This is a genomic window from Veillonella parvula (assembly GCF_047241225.1).
Lineage (GTDB): Bacteria > Bacillota > Negativicutes > Veillonellales > Veillonellaceae > Veillonella > Veillonella parvula_O.
Genome location: NZ_JBKTIE010000001.1, coordinates 536,899 through 557,938, shown reverse-complemented (window position 1 = coordinate 557,938; position 21,040 = coordinate 536,899). Strand labels below are relative to the sequence as shown.

The 21,040-nt window shown below is 37.1% G+C and carries 17 protein-coding genes; all 17 read left to right on the top strand.

The window, feature by feature from the left end:
- Positions 1-8: 8 nt before the first annotated feature.
- Complete coding sequence (gene mutS, locus ACLRYO_RS02580) at positions 9-2,642, top strand: DNA mismatch repair protein MutS (RefSeq protein ID WP_278618076.1); 2,634 nt, start codon at positions 9-11, stop codon at positions 2,640-2,642.
- Positions 2,642-4,681 carry a DNA mismatch repair endonuclease MutL gene (mutL, locus tag ACLRYO_RS02575; RefSeq protein WP_004695719.1) on the top strand — a complete coding sequence of 680 codons (2,040 nt, stop codon included), beginning with the start codon at positions 2,642-2,644 and terminating at the stop codon, positions 4,679-4,681. Before mutS ends, mutL begins: the two co-directional genes overlap by 1 nt.
- Position 4,682: 1 nt before the next feature.
- Complete coding sequence (locus tag ACLRYO_RS02570) at positions 4,683-5,495, top strand: class I SAM-dependent methyltransferase (protein WP_316708446.1); 813 nt, start codon at positions 4,683-4,685, stop codon at positions 5,493-5,495.
- A complete protein-coding gene (gene miaA / locus ACLRYO_RS02565; RefSeq protein WP_278618079.1) occupies positions 5,492-6,421 on the top strand; it encodes a tRNA (adenosine(37)-N6)-dimethylallyltransferase MiaA in 930 nt (309 codons plus the stop codon). Before ACLRYO_RS02570 ends, miaA begins: the two co-directional genes overlap by 4 nt.
- Complete coding sequence (locus tag ACLRYO_RS02560; protein ID WP_278618081.1) at positions 6,418-7,656, top strand: aminotransferase class I/II-fold pyridoxal phosphate-dependent enzyme; 1,239 nt, start codon at positions 6,418-6,420, stop codon at positions 7,654-7,656. The genes miaA and ACLRYO_RS02560 overlap by 4 nt, the downstream gene beginning before the upstream one ends.
- A gap of 198 nt (positions 7,657-7,854) precedes the next feature.
- Positions 7,855-8,916, top strand: a complete 1,062-nt coding sequence (gene mnmA, locus ACLRYO_RS02555; RefSeq protein ID WP_004695727.1) for a tRNA 2-thiouridine(34) synthase MnmA — start codon at positions 7,855-7,857, stop codon at positions 8,914-8,916.
- 38 nt (positions 8,917-8,954) lie between these two features.
- Positions 8,955-10,754, top strand: a complete 1,800-nt coding sequence (lepA, locus tag ACLRYO_RS02550; protein ID WP_128113903.1) for a translation elongation factor 4 — start codon at positions 8,955-8,957, stop codon at positions 10,752-10,754.
- A 4-nt stretch (positions 10,755-10,758) separates the two neighbouring features.
- A complete protein-coding gene (gene hemW, locus ACLRYO_RS02545) occupies positions 10,759-11,943 on the top strand; it encodes a radical SAM family heme chaperone HemW (RefSeq protein ID WP_120054760.1) in 1,185 nt (394 codons plus the stop codon).
- Positions 11,944-12,024: 81 nt separating this feature from the next.
- Positions 12,025-12,627: a nitrite and sulphite reductase 4Fe-4S region gene (locus ACLRYO_RS02540; RefSeq protein ID WP_024061690.1), complete on the top strand. Its 603-nt coding sequence runs from the start codon at positions 12,025-12,027 to the stop codon at positions 12,625-12,627.
- A gap of 397 nt (positions 12,628-13,024) precedes the next feature.
- A complete protein-coding gene (hrcA, locus tag ACLRYO_RS02535; protein ID WP_101928258.1) occupies positions 13,025-14,053 on the top strand; it encodes a heat-inducible transcriptional repressor HrcA in 1,029 nt (342 codons plus the stop codon).
- Positions 14,053-14,598: a nucleotide exchange factor GrpE gene (gene grpE / locus ACLRYO_RS02530; RefSeq protein WP_004696996.1), complete on the top strand. Its 546-nt coding sequence runs from the start codon at positions 14,053-14,055 to the stop codon at positions 14,596-14,598. The genes hrcA and grpE overlap by 1 nt, the downstream gene beginning before the upstream one ends.
- 27 nt (positions 14,599-14,625) lie before the next feature.
- Positions 14,626-16,467, top strand: coding sequence for a molecular chaperone DnaK (dnaK, locus tag ACLRYO_RS02525; RefSeq protein WP_004697142.1), 1,842 nt, complete (start codon positions 14,626-14,628; stop codon positions 16,465-16,467).
- Positions 16,468-16,483: 16 nt separating this feature from the next.
- Positions 16,484-17,641 carry a molecular chaperone DnaJ gene (gene dnaJ, locus ACLRYO_RS02520; protein ID WP_004695739.1) on the top strand — a complete coding sequence of 386 codons (1,158 nt, stop codon included), beginning with the start codon at positions 16,484-16,486 and terminating at the stop codon, positions 17,639-17,641.
- A gap of 55 nt (positions 17,642-17,696) precedes the next feature.
- Positions 17,697-18,560 carry a 50S ribosomal protein L11 methyltransferase gene (locus ACLRYO_RS02515; RefSeq protein WP_008713878.1) on the top strand — a complete coding sequence of 288 codons (864 nt, stop codon included), beginning with the start codon at positions 17,697-17,699 and terminating at the stop codon, positions 18,558-18,560.
- Complete coding sequence (locus ACLRYO_RS02510; RefSeq protein WP_004695742.1) at positions 18,557-19,288, top strand: RsmE family RNA methyltransferase; 732 nt, start codon at positions 18,557-18,559, stop codon at positions 19,286-19,288. The genes ACLRYO_RS02515 and ACLRYO_RS02510 overlap by 4 nt, the downstream gene beginning before the upstream one ends.
- A gap of 24 nt (positions 19,289-19,312) precedes the next feature.
- Positions 19,313-20,608, top strand: coding sequence for a tRNA (N(6)-L-threonylcarbamoyladenosine(37)-C(2))-methylthiotransferase MtaB (mtaB, locus tag ACLRYO_RS02505; protein WP_004695745.1), 1,296 nt, complete (start codon positions 19,313-19,315; stop codon positions 20,606-20,608).
- An 11-nt stretch (positions 20,609-20,619) separates the two neighbouring features.
- Positions 20,620-20,964, top strand: coding sequence for a histidine triad nucleotide-binding protein (locus tag ACLRYO_RS02500; protein ID WP_004695748.1), 345 nt, complete (start codon positions 20,620-20,622; stop codon positions 20,962-20,964).
- Positions 20,965-21,040: the final 76 nt, after the last annotated feature.

Below are 21,040 nucleotides of genomic sequence, written 5' to 3'. Positions count from 1 at the left end.
AGGTGAATATGAGTAAAAAGCAAACACCTATGATGGAGCAGTATTTAGATATTAAATCTAGATACTCTGAAGAATTATTGTTCTTTCGATTAGGTGATTTTTATGAATTATTTAATGAGGATGCTTTAGTCGCATCACGTGAACTTAATATTACCTTAACAGGTCGTCCTACAGGAGATGAGGAACGCACACCGATGTGTGGCGTTCCTTTTCATGCGGCTGAAAGCTACATAGAAACGCTTGTAAAAAAAGGATATAAAGTTGCTATCTGTGAACAACTAGAAGATCCTAAAGCAGTTAAAGGCATTGTTAAGCGAGATGTCATTAAAGTTGTTACTCCTGGTACAGTGATGACAGAAAATGGTAACGATGCACGGTCAAATAACTTTTTATCATTATTTTATATGGTAAAAGATACGTGGATTCTTGTGTTTTCTGATGTATCTACAGGGGAAGTTATTTGGCACCGCATTACTGATTGTGAAAAACGCAGTGATATGTACGATGCACTCAGCATGTATAGACCAAGTGAAATCATATTGCCTGAAGGAACGATATTACCGCAAGATATTCAGGATTTTATTGAAAATCAATTTAGTAATGTCGTATTTTCTCCTTTTTCTACATACTATACACAACGTGAAGTAGCTGAAAAAGCTGTAACTCATTTCGGTGATTTAGGCCTTATGGAAGAGGATGTATGGGAAGCATTAGGTTATATGCTTTTGTACTTAGAGGATATCATTAAATCTGAAATTTCTCATATCAACTATGTACATCAATTAAGTGTAGGTAATCGCCTTATTCTTGATACATCTTCTTTGCGGCACCTTGAAATTACTCATAATTTACGCGATGGTGGACAAAAAGGTACTTTACTGGATGTACTAGATCGTACGTTGACACCAATGGGGGCACGCCTTTTAAAACAATGGCTTGAAAGTCCATTAACTGATATAAATCAAATACAACGTCGTCAAGCAGCCGTTTCAGAACTTATTACACGCGGTGCTAAACGTTCTCATATTCGTAACTTTTTAGATTGTATTTACGATTTTGAACGCATCGTTGGTCGTGTTGAAACCGGATCTGTGTCTCCCAGAGATTTAACGGCTCTTCGTGAGTCATTAGCAGTTCTACCTGATATTAAGAATGTATTAGGTACATGTTCAAGTCTAGCTTTAACATCTATTAATGAGCGCATGCAAGATCATAAAGATATTTATGACTTATTATGTCGAGCTATTGCAGAGCAACCAGCGTTGACATTAAAAGACGGTCGTGTTATTAAAGATGGATTTAATGCTGATTTAGATGAGCTACGTTCTTTAGCGACTAATAGCGAGCAATGGCTTGCTAAGATGGAAGCGGATATTAAAGAAGCTACAGGGCTTTCAAAAATTAAGACTGGTTATAATAAAGTGTTTGGCTACTATTTCGAGGTATCCCATAGTAAATCAGAACAAGTACCAGACTATTTCATACGAAAACAAACCCTGGCCAATGCTGAACGCTATATTACGCCTGAGTTAAAAGAATTTGAAATTAAAATTCTCAGTGCGAAAGATAAAATCATCGCGTTGGAACACGAACTATATCAACAATTACGCAATGACATTAAACTCGTTATCAAAGATGTGCAAGAAACGGCACGTGCTCTTGCAGACCTTGATGTATTGTGCTCTCTTGCTTTGGTTGCTTATGAAGAAAATTATATTTGTCCAACTATTGTAATGAATGGTCAAATCAATATTCGTGATGGTCGTCATCCAGTTATTGAAAAGTTTTTAAAACGTGAGGTATTTGTACCAAATGATATCGTTCTAAATCATGATGATGAAGAATTTTTACTCATTACAGGCCCTAATATGGCAGGTAAATCTACTTACATGCGTCAAGTGGCTATCTTAATGATTATGGCACAGATTGGTTCCTTTATCCCTGCTCGTGAAGCGTCTATCTCACCTGTGGATCGTATTTTTACACGTGTCGGTGCTAGCGACGATATTTCTACTGGTCAAAGCACGTTCATGGTAGAAATGAAAGAGGTAGCGTATATTTTAGAAAATGCTAACCATAATAGTTTAATTATTCTCGATGAAATTGGTCGGGGTACGAGTACCTTTGATGGTTTGAGTATCGCACAAGCCGTAGTGGAACATATTTGTAAGCACATTCATAGCAAGACTTTATTTGCAACGCACTACCATGAATTGATTTGCTTAGAAGAAAGCTATAGTAAATTAAAAAATTATACCGTTGCAGTTAAAGAAAAAGGGAAAGATGTTGCTTTCTTGCGTCGTATCATTAAAGGTGGTGCAGATCGCAGTTATGGTATCCATGTTGCCAGACTGGCGGGCCTACCTAACTCTGTATTAAAACGAGCTGAAGTGATTTTAGAATCCTTGGAAGATCAAAGTCATGATGCAAGTGACTTAAATAATCGAGTTATGGGTGCTCAACTTACTAATGTGGCAAAACCAGCGGTTAAGCAAGTTAGTGATTCTCCACTAGGCAATTTATTTACCCATTCCGTAGTAGATAGCTTACTGGAAGTCGATGTAATGAGTATGACTCCAATTGAAGCATTAAATAAATTATATGAACTACAAGAGGAAGCTCGTAAAGGAGGCGGGAAATAATGGCAACCATTCACGTATTGGATGAAACGACAATCAATAAGATAGCTGCCGGTGAAGTCGTTGAACGTCCCGCATCAGTTATTAAAGAGCTCATTGAAAACTCTATTGATGCGTCTGCCACTAATATTGAGGTTGAAATTGGTGAAGGCGGTGTGGCCTATATGCGGATTACTGATAATGGTATCGGTATGACGGAGGAAGATGCTCGCTTGGCGATTCTACGTCATGCAACCTCTAAAATTCAACAAGTAGAGGACCTCTTTGATATTGCGTCCCTAGGCTTCCGTGGGGAGGCCTTGGCTAGTATTGCCTCTGTATCTCATTTCTCTTTGACTACTCGTAAAGCAGACTCTGATTTGGGGACTCGTATTACTGTTGATGGCGGCACCTTTACCGATTGCATTCCTTATGGTGCGGCACCTGGTACAACTATCGAAATTAAAGATTTATTTTATAATACACCGGCTCGTCGTAAATTCTTAAAAACGGAGCGTACAGAAGCCTCTAAAATTCAAGATATTGTAGGGAAATTAGCTCTAAGTAATCCACATATTTCTTTTAAGCTTATCATCGATGATCGGGTAGCTATTATCACACCAGGAAATGGCGATATTAGTGATACTGTAGCTGCGCTATATGGATATAAAACCAAAGAAGATATTTTTACTGTTGCCTATGAAAGTGATTCTATCTATATCGATGGCGTAGTGAGTAAGCCCACACTTCTTAAAAGTACAAGGATATGGCAGACCATTATCGTCAATAATCGCGTGATTTCTGATAAAACCATAATGAAGGCTATCGATAATGCATACCATGCACTATTGCCGAAAAATGGTCATCCTTTAGTGGTACTAAATATTACTGTGCCTGCGAGAATGGTTGATATAAACGTACATCCTCGCAAGAGTGAAGTTAAATTCTCAGATGATAAGATTATATTTAAAGCCGTATATCACGGTATCTTAAATGCTTTAAATAATCCACTCCATGAGAGATACGAACGAGAGTCATCATCTTATATGACGGGTACAGTTGCTAACATATCCGATAAATATGGTAATGATATTGCTAGTAATAGTGATATTAAGAATTTTAGTTCTAATAGTACATTCTTAGCTGGTAATACTACTTATGATTCTTATCAAGCACCTACTGTTGTACACGATTCGATGCAGTCAGCTGAACATATAGCAACAGCTATAGATTATGATAAGGTTTTTGGTGGACGCCGTACAAAAGGCTATGAAGTCATGCGCGGTGAAACTTCGCAGTTTGTGGAAAATCTTAAAACAAAGGGGTATACACCACCTGCACCTAAGGCTACTTATGAACAATCCTCTTTTGTAGATGAAAGTTTTGAAGCTGTTCCTACTGCATACACTAGTTATACTTCGGAAGATGTAGAGAAGTTTAAATCCTTGTCTCACGATATTCGTAACGAAGAGATAGAAGAACGTACAATTCAAAACTCGGGCTTTTTACCAATGGGTCAAGTTGCATCTTGTTATATATTAGCTAAAAAAGGTGATGATCTATATATCATAGATCAACATGCTGCACATGAGCGTGTGCGTTATGATAAGTTGTGTAAGTCTTCTGAATCGATTCCTATGCAATCTATTTTGGTTCCTCAGTATAGTGAGGCCACAAATGATGAAATGAATTTAGTAGAGGAAGAACGAGAAACATTACTTGATCTTGGCTTTGATGTAGAGTTAGGTGGTCCTACTAAGATAAAATTAGTAGGGGCTCCAGTAGATTTAGTAGAGTCAAAAGCATTTGAAATTCTGCAATATATATTCTCTTACTTACATGATCATCAACAGCCTACTAAGGCCCAATTACGACATGAAATGTTAGCTTATGCATCTTGTAGAGGGGCCATCAAGGCAGGTCATAATTTAAATATGTATCAAATGACTACCTTAATTGAGGACTTATTTAGTACCGAAAAACCATATGTATGTCCTCATGGTCGTCCTACGATTATCAAATTTACACCTGATGAATTAGGTAAATTATTCTTACGGTCTTAATATGAATATATTAACTACAGCTCAAAAATCTAATGAGGCCATTCAAGAGGAAGCCAAAGCTTTGGCTTCCTCTATGCATATGGCCTATATAAAAAGAGAAAAATTATCTATACCAGCATTATTTAATGCTCATCCATGTGATTTTATTGCTGTTCTTTCTGGTAATGGCTTAACTATTCATTTTCCTGATAATCAGCAACATAGCTTTCATTTATCCATGGCTCAATTACGTATACTACGTTTGCAACGTGGAGAAGGAGATCATTTAATTAATGCTGTTCAGACAATACTAAGTACTAATGAAATAACTGATAAAGAAGAATTTTCGTTTCTTGATTGTACAATTGGTCTTGGTAGTGACAGTATCGTCATGAGCTATGCTTTTCCTCAGGCTAAAATAAAAGGTCTAGAAGGTTCTCTATCTATATGGCTTGCCACATCTTATGGTTTAGCTCATTATTCGCATAATGTGAAAAGTGTGACGGACGCATTACGTCGTATTGAGGTAAGTTATGATACCTTTGAAAACTATGTACCTAATCTACCAGATGAAAGTATAGATATTATTTATTTTGATCCTATGTTTGAGGTCCCTGTAGAGGATAGTCCTCAATTTAAACCACTTCGTGGACATACTGTGGAAAGTCGTATTGATGATAAAATTATGGAGGAAGCTATGCGTGTTGCCTCTTATGGTGTTATTATTAAAGAACGACCATTTAGTTCTGTCTTTCAGAAATATCCACCTCACCAATGGGTAGGGGGAAAATATAGCCGTATAGGTTATGGAGTATATATGAAGGAGTTATTGTGAATCCCTTAATTACCATCGTTGGACCTACTGCGGTAGGCAAAACAGATCTTACCTTGGACTTAGCAGAACATCTGCATGCTGAGGTTATTTCTGGTGATGCTTATCAGGTTTATAAACAACTCAATATTGGTACCGCTAAACCATCGGTGGATGAACTTAATCGGGTGAAACATCATCTCATCGATATACTGGATCCAAATGATTCATATTCGGTATCTATTTTTCAAGATCAAGCTAAAGAAATAATTGCAAGATTAAAAGATAGAAATATTCTTCCTATTCTGTCTGGTGGTACAGGACTGTATGTCCAATCATTATTGGAGAACTACAACTTTAATGATGTTAAACCTGACGAATATTTGCGAGCAGAACTTGATGAGCTCTATAGTACAAAAGGTATTGAAGGCTTACGAGACTATGCTTTCACATTAGGTAAAGAGCATAATATAGAGATACAATATAGCGACAAACATCGTTTGTATCGAGCTATTGAGATATTGCATCATGGTGATGTAGATTCGTTGCGAAATCAGACAAAAGATGGTGTATCCTATAAAGGGCCTGTCATCGGTCTCATGAGAGATCGTGATAAATTATATGAACGTATCAATTTACGGGTTGATATGATGTTTGATGTGGGTTTAATTGAAGAGGTGGAACAACTCATAAAATCTGGAGTGAATCCAGATTGCCAAGCTTTTAAAGGTATTGGCTATAAAGAGGTTGTAGACTATATAAATGGCAATATAACATTAGATGAGTGTCGTGACTTAATTAAGAAGAATACACGTCACTTTGCTAAGCGCCAAATTACATGGTATAAACGTATGCCATATATAGAATGGATACATATTGATAGCAATACATCTAAAGATTTTATATTTAATAAAGCTATGGATTTAATCCGTAGAGAAGGATTAGCATGACATTAGAAGAAATACGTAGTAAAGCCCTAGAAATGGCTGAACCAGAATTTAAGAAATTTGAACCTATTGCATTGGCCAATACAAAAAAAGTATTAGAAGCCTTTAAGGAATGCCAAGTATCTGATTATCATTTCACTGGTACTACTGGTTATGGATATAACGACGTAGGGCGTGAGAAATTAGATGAAGTATTTGCCTATGTATTTAAAGGTGAAAAGGCTATCGTTCGTCCTCATTTTGTTTCTGGTACACATGCGTTAGCTACTACATTAATTTCTTTGATGGGAAATGGCTCTAAAGGGACAGAGTTTATCTATGCCGTAGGGGCTCCTTATGATACGATGCAATCTGTTATCGGTGCCGCTCGTGAAGTACGTGGTTCTTTAGTAGAAAAAGGCTTTACCTATACTGAGGTACCATTGAAAGATAATACTTATGATGTTGAAGCTATTGCTAACGCTGTTAACGATAATACGCGGGTAGTAGTCATTCAACGGTCTCGAGGCTATAGCACACGTGAACCTTTATCTATTGCAGATATTAAGGTTATTGTTGATGCTGTAAAAGCTAAAAATTCTAAAACGATTTGTTTCGTAGATAATTGTTACGGTGAATTTACAGAGCTGCAAGAACCATTAGAAGCTGGTGCTGATATTATGGCTGGCTCTCTCATTAAAAATACAGGTGGCGGTTTAGCACCAACTGGTGGTTATATTGTTGGTAGAGAAAACCTTGTAGAGGATGCAGCATATCAATTGACAGCTCCTGGACTTGGTGATCATATGGGTTCATATGCTCCTGGTTATCGCTTGTTCTTCCAAGGTTTATTTATGGCACCTCACGTAGTATTACAAGCTCTTAAAGGTGCTGTATATACGGCTGCTGTAGGTGAGTTACTAGGCTATGATGTATTCCCTAAGGTAAATGCTGATCGCTATGACTTGATTCAAGCCATTAATCTGAAAAATGGGGAAGAAATGGAGCATTTCTGTGTAGGTATGCAAGCCTATTCTCCTGTAGATGCTCACGTACATCCTATTCCTGGGGATATGCCTGGGTACGAAGATAAAATCATCATGGCTGGTGGTACCTTTGTACAAGGTTCCTCTATTGAACTCAGTGCCGATGGTCCTATACGTCCACCATATACAATTTTCATGCAGGGTGGCCTAGTGTTTGAACATTCCATGCTTGGTATTTTAGGAGCTGCTGAAGAACTATTAAAACATAGATAATGTTTAGAATCTCTTTCTTTTGTGAAAGGGATTCTTTTTATTTCAAATCTTTTCAATATACCTATTTCTAGGCTATAATATAAGTTGCTATAATTTTATAGCAATACTACTCGGACTTTTACACCGAACTAGTGTTTTACACGTCAGGCTTTCACCCTGATTAGTTTTATGATCAAGAGATCATTAAAAGGAGAAAGTATGGAAAAAGTTATCGCTGTAGCTATGAGTGGCGGCGTAGACAGTTCTTTAACTGCTGCAATGCTATTAAAACAAGGCTATAAAGTATTTGGTATTACCCTATGGTTATGGGTGAGTGGTACGCCTTATGATGAGGTGCCTCTTGCCGTAACTGATGCTAAGAAGATGTGTGATTTTCTTGGTATCGAGCATCATGTTATCGATGCTCGTGATGTATTCTACGAAAACGTAGTAGATTACTTTGTAAAAGAATATGCCTATGGTCGTACGCCAAATCCTTGTGTATTTTGTAACAAGAACATCAAGTTTGACTTGATGCTCAATCGTGCTCTTGAATTAGGTGCCACACATATGGTAACTGGTCATTATGCACAAGTAAATTATAATGAAGAAACAGGTCTATATGAGTTACATAAAGGTGTTGATCCTACAAAAGACCAAAGTTATGTTATGTACAATATGAACCAACGTATTTTGAGTCATCTTATGTTTCCATTAGGTGGTCAATGTAAGACTGAAACACGTAAATTAGCTGCTGAATATGATTTGCCAGTCGCTAAAAAACCAGATAGCGTAGATATTTGTTTCTTGCCTCATGGGAATTATCAAAAGCTAGTGGTAGAAGAAATGAAGGGTAAGCCAGAGTCTGGTAATATCGTTACCGAAGATGGTGAGGTATTAGGTAAGCACAACGGCTTATTTAATTATACGATTGGTCAACGTAAAGGCCTTGGTATTGCTTATAAACACCCTTTATATGTTATTGGATTTAATGGGGATCGTAATGAGGTCATCGTGGGTCCTAATGAACGTCTCTTTACAAATCGTATGATTTGTAAGTTCTATAACTTCTTAGATGATACAATTCATAAGGAATTGAAGGCAGAAGGAAAAATTCGCTATGCAGCTAACCCTTCTCCTTGCACAGCACGTATTTTAGATGACGATACAATGGAGGTTATTTTTGAAGAACCACAACGGGCTATTACCCCAGGTCAGTCTGTAGCCTTTTATAATGGCACTCAATTATTGGGAGGTGCTGTTATCGATCGCGTATGTTAGAAAGGAGAATGCAAGTTCTTTGAACTTGTTTACATAGTATGTCAACGAAAAAGATTCGAAACTTCTGTATTATAGCTCATATCGACCATGGTAAATCAACCATCGCTGATAGATTAATTGAATATACTGGTACATTACAAAAACGTGAAATGGAGGCTCAAGTTTTGGACTCCATGGACCTTGAACGTGAACGCGGCATTACTATTAAAGCGCAATCTGTTCGTATTTTGTATAAAGCGCAAGACGGTGAAGAATATATTTTGAATCTCATCGATACTCCAGGCCACGTCGATTTCAGCTATGAAGTATCTCGTTCTCTTGCAGCCTGTGAAGGGGCATTACTCGTAGTCGATGCTGCACAAGGTGTGGAAGCACAAACGTTGGCAAATGTATATCTCGCTTTAGAACATGATCTTGAAATCATTCCTGTTATTAACAAGATTGATTTGCCGTCAGCAGATCCTGATCGCGTTAAACAAGAAATTGAAGATATTATTGGTTTAGACGCATCTGATGCTGTATTATGCTCTGCCAAATCAGGTATCGGTATTCCTGATATTTTAGAAGCTATTGTAAATAAAGTTCCTGCACCACCAGATAAATCTGATGAGCCAACAAGAGCTTTGATTTTTGATAGCCGTTTTGACGCGTATAAAGGTGCTATTGCTTATGTCCGCGTAAAAGAAGGGTCTATAAAAGCAAAAGATACAATTCGCATGATGCATGATAAAAAGGACTTTGATGTTACAGAACTCGGTATTTTTACTCCCAATCTTGTACCTGTGCAAGAATTACAATGTGGCTCAGTAGGTTGTATTGCAGCTAGCATCAAAAATGTAAAAGATTGCCATGTAGGCGATACTGTAACATTAGCTAATAATCCTGCAACTGAGCCATTGCCTGGTTATCGTAAGGCTGTATCTATGGTGTACTGTGGCCTTTACCCAACAGAGTCTAAAGACTATGAAAACCTTCGAGATGCATTAGAAAAGTTACAGCTTAATGATGCTGCCTTAGAATATGAAGCAGAAACATCATTGGCATTGGGCTTTGGTTTTCGTTGTGGGTTTCTCGGCCTTTTGCATATGGACGTAATTCAAGAACGTTTAGAACGTGAATATAATTTGACACTTATTACGACGGCTCCATCTGTAAATTACAAAGTGTACAAAACAAATGGGGAAATGCTCGAAGTCGATAATCCTGCTAAATTACCACCTCCAACGGAAATTGATTACATTGAAGAGCCTTATGTAAAGGCTACAACAATAGTACCTAAAGATTTTGTTGGTACTATTATGGAGTTGTCCCAAGATAAACGCGGTGAATATCAATCTATGGAATATTTGGATGAAACACGAGTATCTGTCGTTTATCACTTGCCATTGAGTGAAATCATTTATGATTACTTTGATAAATTAAAATCCGCTACAAAAGGTTATGCATCCCTTGACTACGAATTGATTGGATATAAACAATCTCCAATGGTTAAGATGGATATTCTCTTAAATGGAGATCCTGTGGATGCATTGTCCATTATTGTACACAAAGACCGTGCAGCTGCACGTGGTCGTGCATTAGCTGAGAAATTGAAAGAATTGATTCCTCGTCAAATGTTTGAAATTCCTATTCAAGCGGCGGTAGGTACAAAAATTGTGGCTCGTGAAACTGTAAAAGCTTGGCGTAAGGATGTTTTGGCAAAATGTTACGGTGGCGATATCTCTCGTAAGCGTAAATTACTTGAAAAACAAAAAGCCGGTAAGAAACGTATGAAGTCTGTCGGTTCCGTAGAGATTCCACAAGAAGCATTCATGGCTATTCTCAAGGTTGAGGACTAATAAAATGAAAACAGATTCTGATATTCTGAATCTGTCTACACTGAGGGATATGGGGCTATATGTCCATATCCCTTTTTGTAAACAGAAATGTATGTATTGTGATTTTCCTGCTTACCAAAATTTACAAGATTATTACGAAACCTATGTATATGCTTTAGTTCAAGAAATCGATTTATGGGTCTCTGAACATCCAGAGTCAACATCTAAAGCTATTGATACAATTTATTTTGGTGGAGGTACGCCTACAGAATTATCGATTCAACATCTACAGATGATTCTTGATAAAATCAAAAACACTTTTACAATTACTGACGATTGTCATATGACTATTGAATCGAATCCTGGGGAAGTAAATTTACATTATTTAACGAAATTAGTTAAATTTGGTTTTAATCGTATTAGCTTTGGTGTTCAAACATTTGACGATAAGGCACTTACCATGCTTCATCGCAGTCACAACGGGGAACAGGCAAAACAAGCCGTTTATGATGCTAAAGAGGCGGGCTTTGCTGATATTAATATTGATTTGATTTATGGATTACCAAGACAATCCTTAGACGATATTAAACGTAATTTAGCAGTCGTAGAAGAGTTGCCTATTAATCATATTTCTACTTATGGATTACAAGTAGAAGTGGGGACCTATTTATATCATTTAGTTCAGAAAAATCTTATTTTCATTCCTAGTGAAAGTATAGATGAATCAATGTATGATACAATGATGGCTGGTTTAAAAGAATTGGGTTTTGAACGATATGAGATTTCAAATTTCGCCAAGGTTAATTCCTATAGTCGTCATAATTTAAAATATTGGCACTATATAGATTATTTAGGCTTTGGTGCTGGTGCTCATTCCTTCTATGACGGAGTACGCCGTAGTAATAATCGTAATGTAATGCCCTATATACAATCTGTTGACAGATATATTATGCCTACTATTGATACGGAGACGATTACTTTAGAGCGAGCTCAAGAGGATTTTTCCTTTTTAGCCCTTCGCACTAAATGGGGCCTTGATGAGCAAAAATTCGAAGATAAATTTGGCGTATCTGTCCATGATTTATTTGGTACTGCTTTAGATGATTTAGTTAGTAAAGGTCTATTAGAGTATCAAAATGGAAGTTATCATTTAACCGCTGAAGGTGCCAAGCATGGGAACTATGTATTTAGTCAATTTATTCGTGAGTAATTTCTCACAGTTTCTCAAAATCTAATATGTTAGTATAAATAGGATGATGGTGAATAAGCATGCTAGATTTGAGGAGGAGCGATGAAGACATCTGTAATATTACACGGTTTACATAATGAATTTACTTTAGATCAAATGAAAGCATGCATAGAACTTGCTGAAAAATATGGTGGATCCTTCCGTCATGTTGTAACAGGTATACAAATTACAGGTATTGAAAAAGATGATAAAGAGCAGTTTATTTCTGAATTGCCTGATGGCGTGACCACTGTTATTCATAGAGGTGTTAATTCCTTAATTGCTTGTGTAGGTAAAGGCCATTGTAAAAATGGACAAATGGAAACTAAAGAATTGGCTGATTATGTAGAGAGAAAACATTACGGCCGAAAAACCTCTCACAAGTGCAAAATCGGCATCAGTGGATGTGGACGTAACTGCCCAGATGCAATGGTAAAGGATATTGCCTTTATCGGTACATCTCAAGGTTTTATGTTGGCTGTTGGTGGTAATACAGGCATGAGACCTGAAGCAGGAAAAATTTTAGCAAGAAAACTAACTATTGAGCAATCTAAAAAAGCTGTAGATATTTTGATTGATTGGTATGCTAAATATGGTGAACCTCGTGAACGTATGGGGAAACTGTTAGAGCGTCTTGGCAATCCATTAGAAGGGGTAGAACTATAAATCAATTAGTACATTTTAGTTCTAATTGATTTATAGTTTATAGTCCGTAAATTCTTGGGCCAAAAAAGTATTTTAACTAAGAGTTTATTGACAACTAAATTATTATATATAAACACTTATACTATTTCAGGTTTTAATAATAGAAATTTTATTAGAACTACATATTCTAATCTTTAAATTTTGGGATATGTCATAAATGTAGATAGTATAAGTGTTTTCTTATTGTTGCACTTTGATTTTTTGACTAATTAATCAAAAATATTGATTTGTCTTTTTGACTAAATTGATATTATTTGACTTTTTTGGCATTTTTTAGCTTGACAATTTTTTTTAATATGGTAATATTATACATGCGATTAGCACTCAAAGTTAATGAGTGCTAACAAGAGGTGTCATTATGGATGAAAGAAAACAGCGCATCTTGCGAGTCATAATTGAAGACTATGTTAAGTCCGCAGAACCTGTAGGATCTCGAACGATTGCTAAAAATTATGATCTTGGCATCAGTCCTGCTACGGTGCGGAACGAAATGTCCGATTTAGAGGAATTAGGCTATTTAGAGCAACCTCATACATCGGCTGGACGTATTCCTTCAGCTAAGGGCTATCGCTTATATGTTGATTCTATGCTGAGTCGACAACCTGTTCCATTACAGGATGCTGAAAAAATTGAAATGTTATGGAAGCGTTCCAATGGATCAACGAGTGAACTCTTTCTAAATATGGCTAAACTACTTTCACAGGTAAGTCATAGCATGAGTTTATTCTTAGCACCAGCCCATGATAGAGCATTAATCAAATACATTCATGTATTACCGCTAGATAGTCATCAAGCCATTATGGTAGTTATTACTGAAACAGGAGCACTCGATAATGAGTTGATGTACTTTGGTGAAAGTGTTTCACCAGAGCTTTTACAAAGTCTAGCCATACAATTTAGCAATGCACTACAGAATGTAAGTATTGGTCATGTAACGGCTGAGGCTTTAGGATCTATATTGGTCCATATGGAAGGACCGCAGGGAATTTTATTAATCCTTTCGGAGACATTATTACGAGCTATTAATAAACGTAAGTTGTTCTATTCGGTAGGTACCACAGAGTTGTTAAATCAACCAGAGTTTAAGTCTGTTGAGAAGGTACAACCCTTGCTTTCCTTAGTGGAAGAACAAAATCAATTAGGACAGTTATTAAAAGATGATTCTCCAACACCTGTTAAGGTCAAGATTGGTATTGAGAATGAAACTGAAGCGCTACATTCAATGAGTGTGGTACAAGCTGATTTTACGAATCAAGATCAGCCTATCGGAACTCTTGCTATTCTTGGTCCAACGCGGATGGAATACGGACGTATCATCGGCATGTTGTCCCATATGAAACATATAATGGAAACTATGGTAAAAGAACAAAACAGAAAGGGCAAATAATGGCTGAAGAACAAGACATTAAACAAGAAACAGTGGAGGAAACAGAGGATACTACGAATGTAGAGGAACCAACTGTTGAAAAAACTGAAGAAGCTGTGGCTGATGCTGCTCAAGTGTTAGAAGAACTTAAAGCCGACTTTGATAATCGATATAAACGGTTACAAGCGGACTTTGAAAACTTCAAACGTCGTACTAACCAAGAAAAAGAGCAACTTGCTGGATATGTAAAAGGGGATGTATTAACGGACCTTCTTCCTGTATTGGATAACTTTGAACGGGCCGTTCAAAGTCCTGCAGAAGGGGAAGCAAAAGTATTCCTCGATGGATTCATTATGATTCATCAAAATTTGATGGCTATGTTATCTAAACATGGTTTAGCTGTTATTGAAGCTGTGGGTCAACCATTTGATCCAAATTTCCATCAAGCGATTATGCGTGTACCGTCAGATGAATATGAATCCGATACGGTGTGTGAAGTTTTGCAAACTGGCTATACTGTTGATGGTCGTTGTATACGTCCAGCAATGGTAAAAGTTGTTGAATAGATTATAAAGTTTTAGGAGGTATATATTATGGCAAAGGTAATTGGTATTGATTTAGGGACAACAAACTCTTGTGTTGCTGTTATGGAAGGCGGCGAACCTACGGTTATTACAAATCAAGAAGGTGCACGTACAACTCCTTCCGTTGTTGGGTTTGCAAAAAATGGAGAACGTTTAGTTGGTCAATTGGCTAAACGTCAAGCTGTATCTAACCCAGAAAATACAATCATTTCTATTAAACGTCACATGGGTACAGACTACAAAGTAACTGTAGAAGGTAAATCTTATACTCCTCAAGAAATTTCTGCAATGATTCTTCAAAAAATCAAAGCTGATGCAGAAGCTTACTTGGGCGAACCTGTAAAACAAGCTGTTATTACAGTTCCTGCATACTTTACAGATGCTCAACGTCAAGCTACAAAAGACGCAGGTGCCATTGCAGGTCTTGAAGTACTTCGTATCATCAACGAACCTACAGCAGCTGCTCTTGCATATGGTGTAGATAAAGATGAAGATGGTAAAGTTCTTGTATTTGACCTTGGTGGTGGTACATTCGACGTATCTATCCTTGAACTTGGTGACGGTGTATTTGAAGTATTAGCAACATCTGGTAATAACCACCTTGGTGGGGATGACTTCGACCAACGCATTATGAACTACCTTATTGAAGAGTTCAAAAAAGAAACTGGTATCGATTTATCCAATGATAAATTAGCTGATCAACGTTTAAAAGAAGCTGCTGAAAAAGCAAAAATTGAATTGTCTGGCGTAGCTAGCACAAATATCAACTTGCCATTTATCACAGCTGATGCTACTGGTCCTAAACATTTGGATGTAACATTGACTCGTGCTAAATTTGAAGAATTAACTGCTGATTTGGTACAAGCTACTATAGAACCTACTCGTAAAGCTATGAGTGATGCTGGCTTATCTGCATCCGATATCGATAAAGTATTGTTAGTTGGTGGTTCTAGCCGTATTCCAGCTGTACAAGAAGCAATCAAAAAAGTATTGGGTAAAGAACCAACTAAAAATGTTAACCCTGATGAATGTGTAGCTATTGGTGCTGCTATTCAAGGTGGCGTATTAGTAGGTGAAGTTAAAGACGTATTGTTACTTGACGTAACGCCATTGTCCCTTGGTATCGAAACAATGGGTGGCGTATTCACACGTATTATCGATCGTAACACTACAATCCCTACATCTAAATCTCAAGTATTCTCCACTGCCGCAGATAACCAACCATCTGTAGATATCCATGTATTGCAAGGTGAACGTGAGTTCGCAGCAGATAATAAAACATTGGGTCGTTTCAACTTGGATGGTATCCCAGCTGCTCCTCGTGGGGTTCCTCAAATCGAAGTAACATTTGACATCGATGCTAATGGTATCGTACATGTAAAAGCTAAAGATTTAGGTACTCAAAAGGAACAAAAGATTACCATTACTTCTTCTAGCGGCTTGAAAGAAGAAGAAATTGACCGCATGGTTAAAGAAGCTGAAGCTCATGCAGCGGAAGATAAAGCTAGAAAAGAAGAATTAGATGTTAAAAACAATGCTGATTCCTTAGTATATCAAGCTGAGAAAGCATTGAAAGACCTTGAAGGTAAAGGCGATGCTGCTTTGATGAAAGAAGTAGAAGAAGCGAAAGATAAATTGAAAAAATCTATCGAAGCTGGCAATATCGAAGACATCAAAAAAGATAGTGAAGCTTTGGAACAACCATTACATAAATTAGCAGAACAAATGTATGCAGCAGCTCAACAAGCTCAACAAGCAGCTGGTGGTGCTGAACAAGGTCAACAACAAACAAAATCTGATGACAATGTAGTTGATGCTGATTACACAGTAGTGGATGATGACAAGAAATAAGAAGGGTTGGTAACGAATGGCACGAGATTATTATGACATCCTAGGGGTTAGTAAAAATGCCTCTCAAGATGAAATCAAAAAAGCCTTCCGTAAAAAGGCACGCCAATACCACCCAGATGTAAATAAAGATAATCCAAAGGAAGCGGAAGCAAAGTTTAAAGAAGCTAACGAAGCTTATGAAGTCTTGTCTGATGAAACTAAAAAAGCTCAATATGACCAATTCGGCCACGACGCCTTCAAACAAGGAGGCGGCGCTGGTGCCGGTGGTTTCCAAGGCGGCTTTGGCGGTTTCGGTGGTCAAGCTGGAGGCTTTGGTGATATCTTTGGCGACATTTTTGGTGGCATGTTTGGTGGTGGACGCCAACAACAAGGCCCTCAAAAAGGTAATGACTTGCGTGAAGATATCGATATTTCCTTTGAAGATGCAGCCTTTGGTAAATCTATGGAAATTGAAGTGCATCGTCATGAAGAATGTGATCACTGTCATGGTACTGGTGGTGAACCAGGCTCTCGTGTCGATACTTGTCCAAACTGTCATGGTTCTGGTCAAGAAGCGGTTATTCAAAATACTCCATTTGGACGTATGCAGTCCGTTCGCACTTGTTCCCGCTGTCATGGTACGGGTAAAAGCATTGAAAAACCTTGCTCTAAATGCCGTGGTACTGGCGAAATGTTGGCTAAACGGAAGATTTCCATTAAAATTCCAGCTGGTGTAGATAGCGGATCTCGTTTACGTGTAGCCAATGAAGGGGAACCTGGTATTTTAGGCGGTCCTAAAGGGGATCTCTATGTATATATCTTTGTTCGTCCTCACAAGGAATTTGAACGAAATGGTAATGACGTTATTAGCCGTGTAAATATTAGCTTTGCTCAAGCTGCTCTTGGTGCGACTATACAAGTTAACACTTTAGATGGTAAAGTAGAGTTAAAGATTCCGGAAGGTACTCAAACGGGAACGGCATTCCGCGTAAAGGGCAAAGGTATACCATATTTGCGTAACCCTAACCAAAGGGGTGACCAACACATTGTGGTAACCGTCCAAACGCCTAAGAAGTTGACAGACACTCAACGTGAGCTATTGTTACGCTTTGCAAATGAAAGTAATGAAGATGTAAATAACTTACAAGTGAGCAAAAGTCTCTTTGAAAAAATCAAGGACTGTTTGACTAAATGAACAGCTCATGTGAAGGAATGGTTTGTTCCATCACATTCCCTATAAAGGAGCATATATGCAATGGATAGAAGTATCCATTGTCTGTGAAAGAGTAGCCACCGATGAGGTGACTACTCTTTTTGACGATTATGCAGACAATGGAATTATAGAAGAAGATGTTGAAAATCAGCCTAATTTAATAAAATTAACTATGTATGCTGATATATCACTCGATATGAATATGATTAAGGCGGATTTAGTAAAACGGCTTACTGAGGCCAATATCAAGGTTATATCAATAGATACAGATATTCTTGATGAGTCAACTTGGTTAAACTCTTGGCAACAGTATATTGAACCTACAGAAATTTTACCTAACTTAATCATTAAACCAGCATGGCAGGAATACAATAATGTAGATAATAAAATTATTATTGAAATTGATTCAGATATTTCCTTTGGTACCGGGTCTCATGAGACGACACGGACTTGTGCAGAGCTATTAAAATCCTATAGTAAATCTATGGATCTTGATACAGTTACTTGTTTGGATATTGGTACTGGCACAGGTATTCTTTTATTAGTAGCAGCCCATTTAGGTATTAAAAATTTAGTTGGTATAGATATAGAAGAGTATGCTGCAAATCAAGCTAGAATTAACTGTGAGAATAATCATGTATCTGCTGAAATCATTTGTGGTAATTTGGATAGTGATTTCAATGGTACTGCCCAATTAATTTTAGCTAATCTAACAGTGGATCCCCTTAAAATACTATTACCTCAAATTGGTAAGAAACTGGATGATAGGGGCATTTTGATTATTAGTGGCATTATTGATGATCGTTATGATGAAATCATGCCATATATTGAGGCTCATTGGCATATTATTGAGGAGCGCGTTGCAGGGCCTTGGCATACGTTTGCGCTAGAAAAACGATGAAAAAGATTTTTATTCCTACACCATTAGATGAAATAATAGAATTACCAAAAGATGTAACCCATCATGTACTACATGTATTTCGCCATAATATGGAGAAGCCTATAACTGTAACCGGCAGCGACAATCGTTGTGGTACATATCAAATTACAGCAGAAGTAGATGGTAAAGCTCAAGCAAAACTGATTGAATATGTAGAAGGAAATCTAGCATCGTATCGTACTATTCTAGTTCAATCATTATTAAAAGGTGAAAAGCTAGAATGGGTGTTACAAAAGGCGACGGAGTTAAATGTGGATACAATTTATCTTGTGCCCACAGCTAACTGCGTAGCTAAATATGATGAAAAAAAGCTTCAATCAAAAGTAAATCGTTGGGAAAAAATAATGCTAGAAGCAGCTCAACAATGTGGACGAAATCACTTGCCTACACTAGTAGTAGGAGAGACGCTTTTACAAGCATTAGACATTGAATCTGAGGCGTTGAAATTGGTAGCCTATGAAAATGAAGCAGGTCAGACTATCAAAGATGTACTTAAAACTTTACATTCCGATAAGTCTGTAACTGATGTTTTAATTTGTATAGGTCCTGAAGGGGGCTATCAAGAGAAGGAAATCAATGCTATTATAAAATATGGTGGAAAATCAGTATCGCTGGGAAATACAATTTTACGGGCTGAAACTGCTGCTATTGGATCGTTAGCGATGATTCGATATGAATTAGAATTATAAATTAAATAAGAATAGAGAGGTGCAATGAAAACCGTTGCTTTTACAACCTTAGGGTGTCGCGTAAACCAATATGATACAGATGCCATGAAAGGTTTATTTTTACAAAATAATTACGAAGCGGTAGACTTCGATGAAAAAGCTGATATATATGTAATTAATACCTGTTCTGTAACGAATATGGGGGAAAAGAAATCCCGTCAATTAATCCGCAAGGCAAAGCGTCAAAATGAAGATGCCTATGTTATTGTAACTGGTTGTTATGCTCAGCTTGATCCAGATGCGATTGCCGCTATAGATGGTGTTAATCTCGTTATTGGTACAAATAATCGCTCTAAAATTGTTGAATTAGTAGAGCAATTAGAATCTACAGAACGACAAATCAATGCTGTTCGGGATATCATGAAGGAATCTAACTTCGAGGAAATGCCGTTATATGGTAATGAATCTGACAAAGCTCGTGCGTTCATGAAAATTCAAGAAGGTTGTAATAACTATTGCGCCTTTTGTATCATTCCTTATACTCGAGGAAAATTAAAATCTCGTAAAGTTGATGATATTGTACAAGAGGCAAAACGTTTAGTAGATCATGGATTCCATGAAATCGTATTAACTGGTATACATTTGGGTAATTACGGTGTCGAATTACCAGGTCGTCCAACATTAGCTGATGTGGTAAAAGCTTTATTAGAGATTCCTAATTTATACCGCATTCGTTTCGGGTCCATTGAATCCGTAGAGGTTTCTGATGAGTTAGTAGAATTAATGGCTACCAATAAACGTGTTTGTCCTCATTTACATTTACCATTACAAGCTGGTTCTGATCATGTATTAAAGTTGATGAAACGCCATTATACATTACAAGAATATAAAGATTTAATTACAAGTTTACGTTCTCGTATTAAAGATTTATCAATTACAACTGATATTATTGCTGGTTTCCCTCAAGAAACTGATGAAGACTTCGAAGAAACATTGAATACAGTACGTGAAATTGGATTTACGCACATTCATGCCTTCCCATACTCCATTCGTGAGGGTACACCTGCAGCCACCATGGCGGATCAAGTACCAGAAGCTGTTAAGAAGACTCGTGTAGCACTTTTAAATGGCCTTAGCCAATCTGGTTATGAACGATACGCAAAATCTCGCATTGGTAAGCCTGGTGAGATTCTCATCGAAAAGGAAGAGAATGGATACTATATGGGCTTAACAAATGAATATATAAATGGTAAAGTTAAGTCTGATGGGACACGTAAAATTGGTGATCTCGTTGGTGGAACTGTTGTAGGTTTAGAAGATAATTATTTAATTATTGAGTAAGGAGTTAGATTATGAGTGACTGCATTTTTTGCAAAATTATCAATGGTGAAATTCCGTCTAAAAAAGTGTTAGAAAATGATAAATTCTATGCTTTTTATGATATTCAACCTGTAAAAAAAGTTCATGTATTAATCGTACCTAAAAATCACGTGTCTAATATTGCACATCTTAATGAAAAGAATGCAGATTATGTTGAAGGGTTACTGCCATTTGTTCGTGATGTAGCAAAAGAGCTTGGTATCTCTAAAGATGGATATCGTTTAATTTTTAATACTGGTGAAAAAGCAGGCCAAACTGTATTCCATATGCATGCACACCTTTTAGGTGGAGAAGAGATGGGCTGGCCAGAAGCCTAATTTTGAGTATTATGCATTCTTTTTATAATACTCATTAAAAAACCTATAAAATATACTTGAAAATATTGACAACATC